Source organism: Erwinia sp. V71 (assembly GCF_965644245.1).
In the GTDB taxonomy this organism is placed as follows: Bacteria; Pseudomonadota; Gammaproteobacteria; order Enterobacterales; family Enterobacteriaceae; genus Erwinia.
This window is the reverse complement of sequence record NZ_CBFFRK010000017.1, coordinates 33351-50509: the sequence shown is the minus strand read 5'-3', so window position 1 is coordinate 50509 and position 17159 is coordinate 33351. Positions and strand designations below refer to the sequence as shown.

The following is a 17159-nucleotide window of genomic DNA, read 5'->3' as shown; positions in this document are numbered from 1 at the left end:
GGATACACAATTCTTATGGTCACTCTGCTCGTACAAAATTCGCGTCTTACTTTTAACTGTAGATGGCATTTAGGAAATTTCCTTAGCTGCCAGCAGTTTCTAATGAAATTTCAATAACAAAGTCACAAACCAGATAAGCTATAACCCTCATCAGACGCGGGTTGAGGGAGAATTGTAAATAAGCATGCTCAATCTTTATGCCAGCACGGCTTCTTAAATTGATTTTACGTGCTAAAAGCTTTGTAAATTTCTCAACACCAGTCGTATCAGTAAGTAAACTGTGTAGCCTGATTGTTATATTTATGGAATGAATAAATTGTGAACCATTTCAAAGTTAGCGTGCTTGCCGTGCTTTTACCGGGATGTTTAAGCGCTTTTTCCGCCTCTGCTGAACCGCTTACCCTCGGTGCGTCAGTTATTTACTCGCAAAGCCCGTATAAGAGTGGTCAGGACCGTTATTATCCGGTGCCGGTGATCAATTATGAGGGCGAAAGCTTCTATTTCCGCAGCCTTCAGGCAGGTTACTACCTGTGGAAAGATACGCAAGACCAGTTATCACTTACTGTGCTCGGGTCGCCACAAAACTATGATCCGGGTGAAAGTGATGATGGTGATATGCGCGCGCTGGACAAGCGCCGTATGACGCTGATGGCGGGTGTGGCTTACCGCCACGTTGCTGACTGGGGTACTGTACGTACCGCGCTGATTGGTGACGTGCTGAACAACAGCAACGGTATTATCTGGGATCTGACGTATCTTTATCCTTTCACTTTTGGCGATTTCAGCATCACACCGGGCATCGGCGCGTTGTGGAACAGTGCTAACCAGAACCGCTACTACTATGGTGTTTCCGGCAATGAAGCGGCGCGTACTGGCCTGAACAGCTATCGCCCTGATGACAGCTGGAGCCCTTATGTGGAGCTGGGACTCGACTATAAGATTAATGCCAGCTGGCGCGCCAATCTGGTCGGGCGTTATACTCGCCTCGGCGATGAAATTAAAGACAGTCCGATGGTGGATACCGATTCGCAGACCATGATCTGGACTGGCGTAAGTTATACCTTCTGAGTCAAAAAGGTATGCACAAAAACAGGGCGCTTTGCACCCCTTTTGCACATTTATGGTGCTTAATATTGGTGCAGGGAGGGGGCATGCAAAAAACAGTAACTTTCCGACAATCAGAGAGCGTACCGGCCATCGGCCTGGGGAGCTGGTATATGGGGGAAGATCCCAGCCAGCGCCGACAGGAAGTTGCGGCGTTACAGGCTGGACTTGAATGTGGCTTAAAACTGATTGATACCGCCGAAATGTATGCTGAAGGCGGTGCCGAACAGGTCGTGGGTGAAGCACTGCAGGGACGGCGTGACAGCGCGTTCCTCGTTTCCAAAGTGTATCCGTGGAATGCGGGTGAGGTCGACGCGGTGGACGCCTGCGAGCGCAGCCTGCGGCGGCTGAAAACCGATTACCTCGATCTTTATCTGCTGCACTGGCGCGGTTCGGTGCCACTGGAAGAGACTATCCGGGCGATGGAAGTGTTGCAGCAGCAGGGCAAAATTCGCCACTGGGGAGTATCCAACTTCGACAGCGATGATCTGCAGGAGTTATGGCAGGAAACAGGCGGTGAGCAGTGCGCCACTAACCAGGTGCTGTATCACCTTGCATCGCGTGGTATTGAGTATTCCCTGCTGCCTGAATGTCAGCAGCGCCAGATGCCGGTGATGGCTTACTGTCCGCTGGCGCAGGCTGGACGGCTGCGACGCGGCCTGTTTGCCAATGACTATCTTAATCAGCTTGCACAACAAAAGGGCACCAGTGTCGCGCAATTGCTGCTGGCATGGGTGATCCGTAAAGAGGGGGTGATTGCCATTCCCAAAGCCAGTTCGGTGGCGCATGTACAGGATAATGCGGCGGCGTTGCAGGGGAGTTTTAGCAGCGAAGAGCTGGCGTTGCTGAATAATCACTTCCCGCCACCGGGCGGCAAAGAACCGCTTGATGTGGTGTAACGTTTTACTCCCTCAGTTCTGAATGATGAGGGGCTGCTTGTTTCTCCCTCCTCCATAAAATGGGGGAGGGCGGGGAGGGGCAACTGACAGCGTAGATCCCGCCTTTCCCCCCTCCCGGTCTTCCCCGGTTTACGGGGAAAGGCGCAGTTAAAGCTTACGCAAACGAATCGTCGTCCCCAGACGTGCCGGTTTTTCTGGCGCACTCTTCATCGGTGAACTGACGTGTGCAGTTTCAACACAGACAAATGTTTTGTAACCGTCGTTCTCCATATCCGCCATACTGCAGGATAATTCCGCGCCAGGATTCCAGGTGACAACGTCACTTTGGTGGTGGTGATACACTTCAATCACTCGCTTGCCCGCGGTGTCATGGATCAGGCTGCAGCCTTCCGGCTGAGTATGGATGCGGTCAACGCGCGAAGGATAGCGCTGCTTACCATCAGCAGACTCACCACGCACACCGTTATTCACCTTATCGATAAAACTGTTGCCCAGCCCGCTGACTTCCACTCCGGCGATGTCCGCGACGGTAAAATAGCTGTGCAGTGCCGCTGTCGCGTCATACTCACCATGAGCTTCCAGCTCAATCTCACAATGTGCACCCAGGCGGAAGCGGGCCAGCAGGGTGAAATCATGTGGCCAGAATTTTTTGCTCTGCTCACTGCTTTCCAGCACCAGCGTCAGCATTACGCCATCTTCGTTCTCATCGTGCGCGGACAGTTTCCATGGCAGATTACGGGCAAACCCGTGCGCCGGTTCGCCTGCCGGACCAAACCATGGCCAGCAGATCGGCACGCCGCCACGAATGGCTTTACCGGGGATCAGAGGTGTCTTTTCGCTAAGCCAAATCACTGGCTTCTCACCGCTCGGTTGCCAGGCAATCAGCTGCGCGCCCTGCAGGGTCACGGCGGCGCGCACCTTAGGATGGCTGACAACAATTACCGGCAGTTCACCAGTCTGGCGCAGGGAAAGATAAGGAGTGATTTGGTTAACGACAGGAAGTGCAAAGAGTTGTTCGTTCATAATGAATCCTGTTTTATTCAGATTCTGACGATAAAAAAGGGCGACCGTAGTCGCCCTCTGTGATCAGCTGGTCAGCATCACTTATTTAGAGATGTGAGCAATCAGATCCAGAACTTTGTTAGAGTAACCAGTTTCGTTGTCGTACCAGGAAACCAGTTTCACAAAGTTGTCGCTCAGCGCGATACCTGCTTTAGCATCGAATACAGAAGTCAGTTTTTCGCCGTTGAAATCGGTAGAAACCACTTCGTCTTCGGTGTAGCCCAGAACGCCTTTCAGCTCGCCTTCAGCAGCGGCTTTGATCGCTTCACAAATTTCTTTGTAAGAAGCGGGTTTAGCCAGACGTGCAGTCAGGTCAACCACAGAGACGTTAGGGGTAGGAACGCGGAACGCCATACCGGTCAGTTTGCCGTTCAGCTCAGGGATCACTTTACCTACTGCTTTAGCTGCGCCAGTAGAAGAAGGGATGATGTTCTGAGCTGCGCCGCGGCCGCCGCGCCAGTCTTTGTGAGACGGGCCATCAACGGTTTTCTGGGTAGCGGTGGTCGCGTGAACAGTGGTCATCAGTGCTTCAACTATACCGAACTGGTCGTTGATCACTTTAGCCAGTGGCGCCAGGCAGTTGGTGGTGCAGGATGCGTTAGAAACGATTTCCTGGCCAGCGTAAGATTTGTGGTTCACGCCCATGACGAACATTGGGGTGTCATCTTTAGATGGACCAGTCAGAACAACTTTCTTCGCGCCCGCTTCGATGTGTTTACGTGCGGTTTCGTCGGTCAGGAAGATACCGGTTGCTTCAGCAACAACATCCACACCAACTTCGTTCCACTTCAGGTTCGCTGGGTCACGCTCTGCGGTAACACGGATTTTTTTGCCGTTAACAACCAGCTGGCCGTCTTTGACTTCTACCGTGCCGTTGAAACGACCGTGGGTGGAGTCATATTTCAGCATGTAAGCCATGTACTCAGCGTCGAGCAGATCGTTGATAGCAACGATTTCAATGTCAGAACGCTCCTGAGCAGCACGGAAAACAATGCGACCGATGCGGCCAAAACCGTTGATACCTACTTTGATAGTCATATATTCCACCAGCTTGTTGTTAGTGAATAAAAGGTTGGCTGTAAAATTACAAAAACCATACCAGGCGTCAAGCGGAATCGTGTCAATAGTTGCGACAAATCAAACCAGCGACCAGGAATTATTCATCTGAAACTGCGTTCCGCGTTGACAGATCATTCTCTACTTTGGGGCTCGGGTCTTGAAAATAAAGGGCCGGTCATAACAAAAAGTGATGTCCGTCACATTTTTGCCAGTCAGCACAAAAGTGTCGACCTCAGGCAAGAAAAATTGCCCTGATCTTGTTAAGTGTTTGTTAGAATACTAGCCGAAGATTTCAGAATAACTACCCCCCGAGACCATCATAAAATGGCTAAAGAATCGACACATCTTACACCCGATACTGAACTGACGGAAATGCAGCGTTACGTGACGCAACAGCGTGGTACTGAGCCGCCATTTTCCGGTGCGTTACTGCACAACAAAACCGATGGCATCTACCACTGCCTGGTGTGCAACTCGCTGCTGTTTCTGTCAGAAAGCAAATATGATTCTGGCTGCGGCTGGCCGAGTTTTTATCAGCCGTACAGCGATGACGCTATCCGTTATCTGGAAGATAGCTCGCATGGCATGCAGCGCATTGAAATTCGTTGTGGAAACTGTGATTCTCATCTGGGACATGTGTTCCCCGATGGCCCGCAACCGACCGGTGAACGTTACTGTGTGAATTCTGCCTCACTCAGCTTTACCAATGATGACGGCAAACAAACCAAAGGCTAACGCGATGCAAAAAGATCTTGAGGCGATGATTGCGGCCATGACGCCAGATGTTTACCAGCGGCTGGCAACCGCAGTGGAAACCGGTAAATGGGCGGATGGTGTGGCGCTGACCAGCGAGCAGAAAGAGAACTGCCTGCAACTGGTGATGTTATGGCAGTCACGCCATAACCATGATGCGCAGCATATGAGCATCGGCAGGGACGGGCAGATCGTCACCAAGTCGAAGCAGCAGCTGAAAGAAGAGTTTGGCATCATCTCTGATGTGACGCGTATTACGTTGCAGTAAGTGGCGTAGCGGGCCGGGAACCCGGCCCGCTACGTTAATGCACCTGTGCGCCCGCCGCGGCCATGTCAGCGAAAGCCTGTTCACTGTCATCGGCGTGCAGATTGACGCCGCGACATCCTTCACGCAGCACCTCCACCTTATAACCCAGCTCCAGTGCGTCCAGCACGCTGAATTTGACGCAATAATCCGTCGCCAGTCCGATCACCAGCAGGGACTCAATACCGCGTTCACGCAGCCAGCTGTCCAGCCCGGTTTGCCGGCGGTGGCCGTTATCAAAAAACGCGCTGTAGCTGTCCACGGAAGCATCCTCGCCTTTGTGAAATACCGCATCGATCAGCGTCTGATCGAGTTGCGGGTGAAACGCTGCTCCCTTGCTGTGCTGAATGCAGTGATCCGGCCACCACACCTGCGCCAGACCGTCCAGCTCACCCACGCTGTAGGGCACGGCGCCAGCCACTGAGGCAAAACTGCCGTGCTGCGCCGGATGCCAGTCCTGGCTGGCGATCACCGCCTCGCCACGCTGACGATATTCGGCGGCAAGGCGGTTAGCCACGGCGATGGTTGCATCGCCATCACTGACCGCCAGTGCACCGCCAGGACAAAAGTCATTCTGCAGGTCGATCAGTAATAGCGCACGTTTCATCGCGTCTTCTCCAGATTATTCTGCGGTCAGCTCACCGCGCAGGTTGGTCTGCATCTGCTGGCGAATCTCTTCTGCGGAGAGATCCTGGCACAGCAGGAAGTGCAGTTTGGTGAGCGCAGCTTCTACCGTCAGATCATAGCCGCTGATCACGCCCGCGTGTGCCAGCGCGTTCCCCGTGGCGTAGCCGCCCATATTCACTTTACCGGACATACACTGCGTCAGGTTAACCACCACAATGCCGCGTTCAGACGCCTGGCGCAATTCATTGAGGAATTCAGCATTTTGCGGGGCGTTACCGACGCCATAAGAGCGCAGGATCAGCGCTTTTACCGGCTGGCGCAGGAAGTTGCGTACCACATCGGCGGAGATACCTGGGTAAATGGTGACCACGCCAATTGGCTGTGGTGAGGTCGGGTGAACCACCAGTTTCCCCTGGCCCTGCGGCGCTGGCGGGGTATTGAGGCGACGAATATGGATACCCGCTTCCAGCAGCGGAGCCAGGTTAGGGGAGGCAAAGGCATTAAAGCCATCGGCATGGGCTTTGGTGGTGCGGTTGCCACGGTACAGGGTGTTGTTGAAGAACAACGCCACTTCATTAATCGGATAATTCGCCGCGACAAACAGCGCATTCAGCAGGTTCTGCTGACCATCTGAACGCAGTTCCGCCAGCGGGATCTGCGAGCCGGTGACGATCACCGGTTTCGCCAGGTTTTCCAGCATAAATGACAACGCTGAGGCGGTGAACGCCATGGTGTCAGTACCGTGCAGGATGACAAAGCCATCGTAGTTGTCGTAGTTCTTTTCGATGTCATCCGCAATCGATTGCCAGTCCTGCGGCGTCATATCTGAAGAGTCCATCAGCGGTGAGTATTCATGGATGGTGAAATCCGGCATCTCCGGGCGATGGAATTCCGGCATCTTAGACAGTTCCTGCTGCAGGTGACCGGAGACCGGAATATACCCGTGTTCAGAACGCTGCATACCGATGGTGCCGCCCGTGTAGGCGACATAAATAGATTTCTTTTGCATTAATGGACTCTGGCTTGCCGTAGAAAGGGCGCAGTATACCTGTTCGATCTGCAATTTGCAGCGTTGTTCACCGGGCAAATCCCTGACGTTAATCACATTGTGGTGAGTCAGCAGAGCCACTCTGAAACTGCAGGCATATCACCGGCAGCAACGAAGAAACTTAAGGCGCAGGGAACACGGTCAGCGGAGCAAAGCGTCCCGCGCCATGGACGGCGCGGGCCGAGCCGTCAGGGATGACGCTTTTTGCGACTTTGCGGAGCTGACCGTGTTCCCTGAGCGGTCGCAGGACTAAAAGCGATGCCCATTGCCACCGCAAAACGTCACGAAGACACCTGGGAAATCGGAAAGGAGAGGCGCGGCAAGCCGCGCCTGTAAGAGATTACCGTACGTCGCCGCAGGTGAGGCAGAAGGCGTAACGGTTTTGCGGGTCGTTAAGATGATTGAACAGGCCAGGTTGTTTGTGCATATCGCTCATCACCTGTGCCACTGGCGCAGGCAGATATGCTTTCAGTGCCTGTGGCAGCAGCGCCTGCGCCGAGGCATCAAACTGGCTTAACAGGGTGTCCAGCAGCCCCGGTTCATCCTGTACCCAGACCAGCTGATAATGGTCCAGTTTCGCCAGCTCTGCGGCTTTCGCGGCGGCATCATCAAAGTCACCCAGCGCATCCACCAGGCCATTCGCTTTGGCATCGCTGCCAGTCCAGACATGACCCTGGGCAATCTGATCAATCTGTTCCGGCATCTTATTGCGCGACTTCGCGACCAGACCGAGGAAGTTCTTGTAGCCATTCTCGATGCTCAGCTGCATTAGCTGCTGCACTTCCGCAGGTAACGCTTTGGTGGTGGCGATATCGGCCAGCGGTGAGGTGGCGACGCCGTCAGTATGCACGCCCACGCTGTCCAGCGAGTTTTCCACGGTGTTAATCACGCCAAAGATGCCGATAGAACCGGTCAGGGTATTCGGGCTGGCAACAATATAGCTGGCAGGTGTGGAGATCCAGTAACCGCCAGACGCCGCCATACCGCCCATTGACACCACCACCGGCTTACCGGCGGTACGCGCGGCGGCCAGCTCCTGGCGAATCACTTCAGAAGCGCTGACGCTGCCGCCCGGGCTGTTAACGCGCAGAATAATTGCTTTGATCGCCGGATCAAGACGCGCATCGCGGATTTGCTGCGCGGTGGTATCGCCACCTACCGAACCCTGTGCTTCTTCACCATCCATAATGGCGCCGTTAGCCAGAATGACCGCGATATTACCGCCTTTATTCGCGGAATCTTTCAGCGTGTAATCGTAAATGCTGATGTTGTTGTAATCGTGCTGTTGCTGGCTATAGCCAAATTTTTTCGCCAGCAGCAGATCCACCGCAGCACGTGATGCCAGTTCATCCACCAGTTTGCTCTCTTTGGCATACTGCGCGGTATCGCCGCCCACTTTCTGCAGGGCATCCAGCAGCCCCTGCGCGCCAGGGAACGCCTGTTGCGGTGTGATCTGGCGGTTAGCGGCAATGGTATTGAGATAGTTCTGCCACAGCTCGCCGATCCAGCGGCTGTCAGACTCACGCGCCGCAGGCGACATATCATCACGCAGGAACGGCTCAACGGCGGATTTGTAGGTGCCGACGCGGAACACATGCGAAGTGACTTTCAGCTTATCCAGCAGCGATTTGAAATACAGGCTGTTAGTGGCGAAGCCGTGCAGGTCAACTGTTCCCTGGCTGGAGAGGTACACGGTATTGGCGAAACTGGCGAGATAGTATTGCGCCTGGCTGTAGCTGTCGCCAGTGGCGTAAATCGGCTTGCCGCTGTCGCGGAATTCACGCAGCGCTTTGCCGATATACTGCAGTGATGGCTGATCCGCACCCGCGAAATCGCGCAGTTCCAGCACCATACCGGTAATATTCTTATCGTCTTTCGCCTGGCGAATGGCGTTGACCACGTCAAACAGCGAGTTTTCTTTCAGGCGGTCACTGCTGGCGCCGAGCAGCTGGCGGCCCAGTTTACTTAGCTTATTACTGACTGTCGGTTTATCGACCACCACTCCGGTAAGATCGACTTTCAGCGCGCCGCGTGGCGTTTCGGCCGGCGTACTGGCGCTGTTAAGCTGGAAATAGATGCCAACGCAAACCAGGATTAAAAACAGCAGAAACAGGTTCAAAATGAACTCGCGGACAAAATTCACGATACGCCATGTCCATTTGAACAAACCTGCGATAATTCGCCACAAAGTGCGCATGTCATCTCCATATTTATCGAATAATTACCCGAAAAATCTCAGCCTTCGGGGGATCAGCCCATCCTAAAGAGCGACGGGCGAATTGTCAGCAGGAAAAAGCGCTATGCTGTAACAAAACGTCAGCCTGTGGTAGTTTGCAGCGGTTGTTATTGCACTTGATCAGGAGGCATTTAATGGACGCACTGGACTTACTGGTTAACCGCCGCTCGGCGTCACGTCTGACCGAACCGGCGCCTGCGGGTGAAGCGCTGGAGAATATTATCCGCGCCGGGATGCGCGCACCGGATCATGGCACGTTGCAGCCGTGGCGTTTTATCATCATCGAAAATGAAGGTCGTGAGCGTTTCAGCACGTTGCTGACCCAGGCGGCACAGGAAGATGCGCTGGATGATAAGGCGATTGAAAAAGCGCAACAGGCGCCGTTCCGCGCGCCAATGATTATTGCCGTGGTGGCGCATTGCGATGAACACCCGAAAGTACCGCACTGGGAGCAGGTGGTTTCCGCTGGCTGCGCGGTGATGGCGATGCAGATGGCGGCTGTCGCACAGGGCTTTAACGGTATCTGGCGCAGCGGCGCCTGGACTGAACACGATACCGTGCGCGCGGCATTTCATTGTCGTCAGCAGGATGTGATTGTCGGTTTCCTGTACCTTGGCACGCCGCAGTTAAAATCTTCCACTACCGTTATCCCGCCGGATAGCGCGCCATTTGTCAGTTCTTTCTGAGTGACGCAACGTTAATGCGCCTGTTTATTGCCGAAAAACCGAGTCTCGCGCGCGCCATTGCCGATGTATTGCCTAAACCACATCGGCGTGGAGATGGTTATATTGCCTGTGGCAACGATCAGCTTGTCACCTGGTGTGTGGGACACCTGTTAGAACAAGCGCAGCCCGACAGTTATAACAGTCGCTTTGCCCGCTGGTCGCTGGCGGATCTGCCGATTGTGCCGGAAAAATGGCAACTGCAGCCGCGGCCGTCAGTGGCAAAACAGCTGAATGTGATTAAAGGCCTGCTGGCGCAGGCCACGGAAGTGGTGCATGCCGGTGACCCGGATCGCGAAGGTCAGTTGCTGGTGGATGAAGTGCTGGATTATCTGGCGCTGCCGCCCGAAAAGCGCGAGAACGTACAGCGCTGCCTGATTAATGATCTCAACCCGCAGGCGGTGGAACGCGCGGTAGGCCGTCTGCGCGCCAACCGCGAGTTTATTCCGCTCTGTGTCTCGGCGCTGGCGCGTGCCCGTGCTGACTGGCTGTACGGCATCAATATGACGCGTGCTTACACCCTGCTGGGGCGTAATGCGGGCTATGACGGTGTGCTCTCCGTTGGCCGGGTGCAGACGCCGGTGCTGGGACTGGTGGTGCGGCGCGATGAAGAAATCGAGAACTTTGTCGCGAAGGACTTCTTTGAAGTGAAGGCTCATATCGTCACACCGCAGGAGGAGCGCTTTGTTGCGCTATGGCAACCGAGCGAGTCCTGTGAGCCGTATCAGGACGAAGAGGGGCGTCTGCTGCATCGTCCGCTGGCGGAACATGTGGTGGTGCGTATCGACGGCCAGCCAGCGATTGTCACGCAGTATAACGACAAGCGTGAGAATGATACTGCGCCGCTGCCGTTTTCCCTCTCCAGTCTGCAGATCGAAGCCGCACGGCGTTTTGGCCTCAGTGCTCAGGTGGTGCTGGATACCTGTCAGCGCCTGTATGAAACCCACAAACTGATTACCTATCCCCGTTCTGACAGCCGTTATCTGCCGGATGAGCACTTTGCCGGACGTCACGCGGTGCTGAACGCGATTAGCGTGCATCAGCCGGCATTAACGCCGCCAGCGGATTTTGATACCGATCGTAAAAACCGCTGCTGGGACGATAAAAAAGTGGATGCGCACCACGCGATTATCCCTACCGCGCGCAGCAGTCAGACACGGCTGACGGAGAATGAAGCCAATATTTATGGCCTGATTGCCCGCCAGTATCTGATGCAGTTCTGCCCGGATGCGGTATACCGCAAGTGCGTCATCGAGCTGGAGATCGCCGGCGGTAAGTTTGTCGCCAAAGCGCGTTTTCTGGCGGAAGCTGGCTGGCGTGCGCTGCTCGGCAGTAAGGATCGCGACGAGGAGAACGACGGCACACCGTTGCCGGTGGTGGCAAAAGGTGATGAGCTGTTGTGTGAACGCGGTGAGGTGGTGGAGAAGCAGACCCAGCCACCACGGCCGTTTACGGACGCGACCCTGCTCTCCGCGATGACCGGTATTGCCCGTTTTGTGCAGGATAAAGATCTAAAGAAAATCCTCCGTGCGACCGATGGTTTAGGAACAGAAGCTACCCGTGCAGGCATTATCGAACTGCTGTTCCGCCGCACTTTTTTGTACAAGAAAGGGCGCTATATTCATGCCAGCGAGGCGGGTCGGGCGTTGATCCACTCTCTGCCGGAGATGGCCGCCAGACCTGATATGACGGCGCAGTGGGAATCGACGCTGACGAAAATCAGTGAGAAACAGTGCCGCTATCAGGATTTTATGTATCCGCTGGTGGAAACGCTGCACAGTCTGATCAATCAGGCGCGTCAGCAGCCTGCGGCACAGGCATTTCGCGGCGTGGCAGCGCCAGCAAAGGGTGGCAAAGGTCAAAAATCGCCGCGTAAATCGGCTAAAGTGAAGGAGAGTGAGGAATGAAATTAGCAGCTTTACTTTGCGGCGCAACACTGCTGCTGAGCACTGCCGCACTGGCGGAAGGGGAAAGCCGCGCGCGTCATGGCGGTGATACCGATGTTATCGTCAATATGCCAGCGGAAGTGTGGAATCAGGGCAGCAGTAATCAACAGAATCAGCCGTGCGCCCGCTGCTGTACTTACGGTAACCAGAGCTATACCGAGGGTGCGGTGATCAAGAAAGAAGGGGGGTTGCTGCAGTGTACGCGCGATAAAGCCTCTTTGGGGACGCACAATCTGATCTGGCAAATCGTACGTGAATAAGCCACAGCGTCTGGCCGCGTGATGCGCGGCCAGACGCTGCTGTGATCAGAGTTTGAATTCTGCCCAGATTGGCGCATGGTCGGACGGTTTTTCCATGCCGCGGATGTCATAATCGATACCGGTCGCCACACAGCGTTCCGCCAGCGGGTTGCTGGTGAGGATCAGGTCAATACGCAGGCCACGGTTATCATCAAAACCTTTCGAACGATAATCAAACCACGAGAAACGGTCACTGTTTTCCGGGTTCTGTGCACGCCAGCTGTCCACCAGTCCCCAGTTCATCAGACGGTCCATCCACTCGCGCTCTTCCGGCAAGAATGAGCATTTACCGGTACGCAGCCAGCGTTTGCGGTTCTCTTCACCGATACCGATATCGAGGTCGGTCGAACTGATATTCATATCACCCATAATCAGCACCGGGTTCGCAGGTTGCAGGTTCTGTTCCAGATAATCCTGCAGGTCGCGGTAAAACTTCTCTTTGGCCGGGAATTTGGTGGCATGATCACGGCTTTCACCCTGCGGGAAGTAGCCGTTAATCACCGTCAGGTTGCCCAGCGGCGTCGCCAGTTCTGCCATGATCAGGCGGCGCTGCGCATCTTCATCGTCACCAGGGAAACCACGACGCACCATCACAGGGGGTTCTTTGGTCAGCAGCGCCACGCCATAGTGACCTTTCTGACCATGATAGAACACGTTGTAGCCCAGCTTGCTGACCTCTTCCAGCGGGAACATATCATCATGGACCTTGGTTTCCTGCAGGCCGATCACGTCTGGCTGATGCTGCTCAATAATCGCTTCAAGCTGATGTGGACGGGCGCGCAGCCCATTGATATTAAAAGAAACAAATTTCATCGCGGATGCCATTGCGCAAGGGGAAAGAGTGGGCGGATGGTAGCATGGGTGGTGGGGGAAATCTAAGAGAATGTGCCGTTTACTGCGATGGGGGAACGGGAGGTTACAGCGATACTGGTATCTGTGCTCTGGCGATGGTGAGGGCAGGATTACCGATGTAAGCGGTGTTGTCTTGATGACGCTCGGCTTGAACCTTCGAGGCGCGGGTAGTGATTTCTGCTTTGACTCTGCTGCGGGAAGGATTACCGCCGCAAGCGGCGTTGTCTCGCTGGCGCTCGACTCGAACCTTCGAAGTCGATGACGACAGATTTACAGTCTGCTCCCTTTGGCCGCTCGGGAACCCCACCAGGTGAAGCGTACTACTTGTTGGTATTCAGCATCAGTTCAGAAACATAATGGCTGTTGTACATACTGCATCAGGTAAATGGTGGTGGGGGAAGGATTCGAACCTTCGAAGTCGATGACGGCAGATTTACAGTCTGCTCCCTTTGGCCGCTCGGGAACCCCACCAGGGATTCACTATCAGTTTGTACTTTACATTGAGACGACAACACTCACTGTCGTTCGCTGTAGTGCTCGTAAGCGGGGCGCATCATATCAAATGAACCGCCGCTGTAAAGCACTGGATCTCAGAAACTTTATCGTTTGCCGTTTTTTTGCCCGTAGCGCTGCATTGCTGCGCAAAACACCCGCCACGGGCAGGGGAATTACAGAATAATCGTGCGGTTGCCGTAAACAAATACGCGCTGCGCCAGCACTTTATACAGCGCACGGCTCAGCACATTTTTCTCCACGTCACGACCTGCGCGCATCATATCTTCGGCAGTGTAGGTGTGATCGACATTAATCACGTCCTGCATGATGATTGGACCTTCATCCAGATTGTCGTTCACGTAGTGCGCGGTGGCACCAATGATCTTCACGCCACGCTCATACGCCTGATGGTACGGACGTGCACCGATAAAGGCGGGCAGGAAGGAGTGGTGAATATTGATAATCTGGTTCGGGTAACGCTGCACGAAAGCGGGCGTCAGCACGCGCATATATTTTGCCAGCACCACGTAGTCAGGCTTAAAGCGGTCAATCTCCGCGGCCATGGCATTGTCGTGCTGCTCGCGTGTTATGCCTTCATGGCTGACGAGGATAAATGGAATGTCGAAGCGTTCAACCAGTGTCTGCAGGGTTTCATGGTTGCCGATCACTGCCGCAATTTCCACGTCCAGCCCGCCATACGCGCTTTTCATCAGCAGATCGCCGAGGCAGTGTGCCTCTTTGGTCACCAGAATCACCACGCGGCGACGCCCGGCAGAGGTCAGTTCACGCATAGACCCCTGTGGCAGCGCGCTGTCGAGATCGGCCAGCAGCGTGGCGTCGTTGAAAATCCCTTCCAGCTCAGTACGCATGAAAAAGCGCCCGGTGCGGTGATCAACAAACTCATTGTTCTGCACAATATTCAGTTCGTGCTTGTAACAGATATTGGTGATCTTGGCGATCAGCCCTTTGGCGTCAGGGCAGATGGTACGTAAAACTTTTCGTTGCAGTGGTTGAGCTTGCATTTCGGTATAGGTCCTGTCGAAGCCTTATATTCATTAATCAATCGGTAGGTGAAGGGCACTGAGTGTATCACTGGCCACAACATTTCTTGTATTTTTTCCCGGAGCCGCAGGGACAACGGTCATTTCGTCCGACAGGCGGCACGGTTCCGTCGATATAGTACCAGCGTTGATCCTCACGAAGGAAGCGCGAGCGTTCGTGAATTGCCGCAATGCGCTGATTCTCGCGAAAACGCGCAAAAAAGGTGACGAAACCTTCATTATCGTGGCTTCCTGCTTCATGAGCGATTACATTCAGGCTGAGCCATTCGGTGTCACGGAAGCTCTCTTCCAGCACACTGTGCAGTTGTGGATGCCGGGCGCTGCTGTGCCAGCTATCAACCAGATAGCCGGCGCGCTGTTTTACGTAGGCGGTATAACGTGAACGCATTAACGCTTCCGGCGTCGGGGGAATTGCTGTCCCGTCGAGCCAGGGCGCGCAACATAAGCTATACTGCATTCCGCTACAGCACGGACATTTCTCAGACACAAGTACTCCGGGTTGTCAGACAACATAAGTAAAAACAGCGGTTATGTTAACCGAGGCGGGCCCGGTTAGCTATTTGCACATTGTGTTATCGCCAGAGGTTGAATGAGACAGGTAAAGATTGGACTGGCGCTGGGTTCCGGCGCAGCCAAGGGATGGGCTCACATCGGCGTCATCAGAGCGCTGGAAAAAGCAGGCATCAACGTCGATATCGTTGCGGGTTGTTCAGTCGGCGCGCTGGTCGGTGCAGCTTATGCCACCCATCGTCTGCCCGTGATGGAAAAGTGGGTACGCTCATTCAGCTACTGGGACGTGATTCGGCTGATGGATTTTTCATGGGGCCGCGGCGGTCTGTTGCGCGGTGAAAAGGTGTTTAATCACTGGCGCCAGCTGGTGACGGCGGAAAATATTGAGGAGTGCAAACTTCGTTTCGGCGCCGTCGCAACCAATCTCAGTACCGGCCGTGAATTGTGGCTGACCGATGGCGATTTGCATCAGGCGGTGCGTGCGTCCTGCAGTATGCCGGGGTTACTGTCGCCAGTAGCGTATCACGGCTACTGGCTGGTGGATGGTGCAGTGGTGAACCCGGTGCCGATTTCCCTGACGCGCGCGCTGGGCGCGGATATCGTTATCGCGGTGGATTTGCAGCATGATGCGCACCTGATGCAGCAGGACCTGCTGTCGGTGACACCACAGGAACCATCGCAGGAGCAGGACGTTGCGACCAGCTGGGGAGGCAAATTGCGCCAGCAGCTGGCAAAAATGGCCAGCCGTCGGATTAACCAGACACCCGGCGCAATGGAAATTATGACCACCTCGATCCAGGTGCTGGAAAACCGGGTTAAACGCAACCGTATGGCGGGTGACCCGCCGGATGTGCTGATTCAGCCTTTTTGTCCGCAGATTTCAACGCTCGATTTTCACCGGGCGGAAGAAGCTATCGCAGCGGGTAAAGAGGCCGTTGATAAGAAGATGGATGAGCTTTTACCGCTTGTTCGAAACAGATAATCAGCCTGTCGTAACTTCAGGCAATTCTGACAGGCATAAGTGCGCTTTTTAAACCACTATTGAATTATCTGGCGTGCAAGGGGGAACGATGGAGAAACCATTATTCGGAAAGCAACTGCTCATTGTTGAAGATGAGGTGGTTTTTCGTTCCCTGCTGGAAAATTTCCTCCGTTCCCTTGGTGCGAGCACCATTACGGCGAACGATGGACTCGACGCGCTCGACGTTCTGCTGCACAGCAAGCCTGATATGATGATCTGCGATCTGGATATGCCGCGCATGAATGGCATCCGGCTGGTGGAGCATTTGCGTGCGCGGGGGAATGCCCTGCCGATCCTGATTGTTTCCGCGACCGAAAATATGTCGGATATCGCCCATGTGCTGCGCCTTGGGGTGCAGGACGTGTTACTGAAACCGATTCGGGATTTGACGCGGCTGCGCGAAGCTGTGTACGAGTGCCTCTATCCCTCTATGTTTACGTCAAAAGTGGAGGAGGATGAGCAGCTGTTTCAGGACTGGGATGCGCTGGTGCGCGATCCGGCGGCGGCGGCAAAGCTGCTGAAACAGTTACAACCGCCGGTGCAGCAGGTGATCGCCAACTGCCGCATTAATTATCGTCAGCTGACGATGGCGGAGCAGCCGGGACTGGTGCTGGATATTGCCGCGCTGTCCGAGAAGGATCTGGCGTTTTATTGCCTGGATGTTACCCGTGCCGGTGATAATGGCGTGCTGGCTGCACTTTTATTACGCGCATTGTTTAATGGTTTACTTCAGGAACAGTTATCAGGACAGGGACAGCGCTTATCGGAATTAAGCGCATTGTTAAAACAGGTTAATGCGTTATTGCGTCAGGCGAATCTGCACGGCCAGTTTCCTTTATTGGTTGGTTATTATCACCACAGTTTAAAAAACCTGATCCTGGTTTCCGCCGGATTGAATGCCACACTCAACATCAATACTCAGCAACTGCAACTCAATAATGGTGTTCCGCTTGGCACGCTGGGTAGCACACATCTTAATCAAATTAGTCAGCGTTGTGATGCCTGGCAATGTCAGGTATGGGGCGCTGGTGGCAGGCTGCGCCTGATGTTATCGACCGAATAACGACCAGCACGTTACTATTTTTTTGCCGGACTAAAGACAGTGCCAGGTATAAGCTTTACACTTGGGTAATAGTCTTAATTTCACCGGAATTTACCCAA

At 54.3% G+C, this 17159-nt stretch carries 17 protein-coding genes and 2 tRNA genes; 9 read left to right on the top strand and 10 right to left on the bottom strand.

Annotated elements, in window-relative coordinates:
- Window positions 1–318 precede the first annotated feature (318 nt).
- A complete protein-coding gene (locus tag ACSZO1_RS06340) occupies window positions 319–1068 on the top strand; it encodes a MipA/OmpV family protein (RefSeq protein ID WP_437610634.1) in 750 nt (249 codons plus the stop codon).
- Window positions 1069–1151: 83 nt separating this feature from the next.
- Complete coding sequence (locus tag ACSZO1_RS06335; RefSeq protein WP_437610632.1) at window positions 1152–2003, top strand: aldo/keto reductase; 852 nt, start codon at window positions 1152–1154, stop codon at window positions 2001–2003.
- Window positions 2004–2150: 147 nt separating this feature from the next.
- Here the strand turns inward: ACSZO1_RS06335 and ACSZO1_RS06330 are convergent, their stop codons facing one another.
- Both ACSZO1_RS06330 and gapA read right to left on the bottom strand, forming a co-directional pair.
- Entirely contained in the window at window positions 2151–3026 is an 876-nt protein-coding gene (locus tag ACSZO1_RS06330) for a D-hexose-6-phosphate mutarotase (protein WP_437610630.1), read from the bottom strand.
- A gap of 81 nt (window positions 3027–3107) precedes the next feature.
- On the bottom strand, window positions 3108–4103 hold the full coding sequence (gene gapA, locus ACSZO1_RS06325; RefSeq protein WP_437610628.1) for a glyceraldehyde-3-phosphate dehydrogenase: 996 nt from the start codon (window positions 4101–4103) through the stop codon (window positions 3108–3110).
- Between the two features lie 345 nt (window positions 4104–4448).
- Between gapA and msrB the strand changes: the two genes are divergently transcribed.
- Together msrB and ACSZO1_RS06315 are read left to right on the top strand one after the other, a co-directional pair.
- Window positions 4449–4859, top strand: a complete 411-nt coding sequence (gene msrB / locus ACSZO1_RS06320; protein WP_437610626.1) for a peptide-methionine (R)-S-oxide reductase MsrB — start codon at window positions 4449–4451, stop codon at window positions 4857–4859.
- Between the two features lie 4 nt (window positions 4860–4863).
- Window positions 4864–5145, top strand: coding sequence for a YeaC family protein (locus ACSZO1_RS06315; RefSeq protein ID WP_437610624.1), 282 nt, complete (start codon window positions 4864–4866; stop codon window positions 5143–5145).
- A gap of 34 nt (window positions 5146–5179) precedes the next feature.
- Here ACSZO1_RS06315 and pncA read toward each other — a convergent pair whose 3' ends face one another.
- The 3 genes from pncA to sppA all read right to left on the bottom strand — a co-directional run bounded on the left by pncA (window position 5180) and on the right by sppA (window position 9053).
- Window positions 5180–5788 carry a bifunctional nicotinamidase/pyrazinamidase gene (pncA, locus tag ACSZO1_RS06310; RefSeq protein ID WP_437610622.1) on the bottom strand — a complete coding sequence of 203 codons (609 nt, stop codon included), beginning with the start codon at window positions 5786–5788 and terminating at the stop codon, window positions 5180–5182.
- 15 nt (window positions 5789–5803) lie between these two features.
- A complete protein-coding gene (gene ansA / locus ACSZO1_RS06305) occupies window positions 5804–6817 on the bottom strand; it encodes an asparaginase (protein WP_437610620.1) in 1014 nt (337 codons plus the stop codon).
- Between the two features lie 379 nt (window positions 6818–7196).
- Window positions 7197–9053, bottom strand: coding sequence for a signal peptide peptidase SppA (gene sppA / locus ACSZO1_RS06300; RefSeq protein ID WP_437610618.1), 1857 nt, complete (start codon window positions 9051–9053; stop codon window positions 7197–7199).
- A gap of 173 nt (window positions 9054–9226) precedes the next feature.
- On the opposite strand from sppA, the gene ACSZO1_RS06295 reads away from it, so the two are divergent.
- From ACSZO1_RS06295 to ACSZO1_RS06285, 3 genes are read left to right on the top strand one after another with little or no spacing between them, the layout of a single operon-like run.
- Window positions 9227–9778 carry an NAD(P)H nitroreductase gene (locus tag ACSZO1_RS06295; protein WP_437610616.1) on the top strand — a complete coding sequence of 184 codons (552 nt, stop codon included), beginning with the start codon at window positions 9227–9229 and terminating at the stop codon, window positions 9776–9778.
- A gap of 14 nt (window positions 9779–9792) precedes the next feature.
- On the top strand, window positions 9793–11721 hold the full coding sequence (locus ACSZO1_RS06290) for a DNA topoisomerase III (RefSeq protein ID WP_437610614.1): 1929 nt from the start codon (window positions 9793–9795) through the stop codon (window positions 11719–11721).
- Window positions 11718–12020 carry a DUF1496 domain-containing protein gene (locus ACSZO1_RS06285; protein ID WP_437610612.1) on the top strand — a complete coding sequence of 101 codons (303 nt, stop codon included), beginning with the start codon at window positions 11718–11720 and terminating at the stop codon, window positions 12018–12020. The genes ACSZO1_RS06290 and ACSZO1_RS06285 overlap by 4 nt, the downstream gene beginning before the upstream one ends.
- A 45-nt stretch (window positions 12021–12065) precedes the next feature.
- Here the strand turns inward: ACSZO1_RS06285 and xthA are convergent, their stop codons facing one another.
- From xthA to ACSZO1_RS06260, 5 genes are all read right to left on the bottom strand, one after another.
- Window positions 12066–12872 carry an exodeoxyribonuclease III gene (xthA, locus tag ACSZO1_RS06280; RefSeq protein ID WP_437610610.1) on the bottom strand — a complete coding sequence of 269 codons (807 nt, stop codon included), beginning with the start codon at window positions 12870–12872 and terminating at the stop codon, window positions 12066–12068.
- 266 nt (window positions 12873–13138) lie between these two features.
- Window positions 13139–13219: transfer RNA gene (locus tag ACSZO1_RS06275), tRNA-Tyr, on the bottom strand.
- Between the two features lie 78 nt (window positions 13220–13297).
- A tRNA-Tyr gene (locus ACSZO1_RS06270) sits at window positions 13298–13382 on the bottom strand.
- 197 nt (window positions 13383–13579) lie between these two features.
- Entirely contained in the window at window positions 13580–14428 is an 849-nt protein-coding gene (gene purU / locus ACSZO1_RS06265) for a formyltetrahydrofolate deformylase (RefSeq protein ID WP_437610609.1), read from the bottom strand.
- A gap of 67 nt (window positions 14429–14495) precedes the next feature.
- Complete coding sequence (locus ACSZO1_RS06260; protein ID WP_437610607.1) at window positions 14496–14954, bottom strand: YchJ family protein; 459 nt, start codon at window positions 14952–14954, stop codon at window positions 14496–14498.
- 102 nt (window positions 14955–15056) lie between these two features.
- Here ACSZO1_RS06260 and rssA point away from each other — a divergent pair, with 102 nt between their 5' ends.
- On the top strand, window positions 15057–15959 hold the full coding sequence (gene rssA / locus ACSZO1_RS06255) for a patatin-like phospholipase RssA (protein ID WP_437610605.1): 903 nt from the start codon (window positions 15057–15059) through the stop codon (window positions 15957–15959).
- An 88-nt stretch (window positions 15960–16047) separates the two neighbouring features.
- A complete protein-coding gene (gene rssB, locus ACSZO1_RS06250) occupies window positions 16048–17061 on the top strand; it encodes a two-component system response regulator RssB (RefSeq protein ID WP_437610603.1) in 1014 nt (337 codons plus the stop codon).
- Window positions 17062–17159 lie beyond the last annotated feature (98 nt).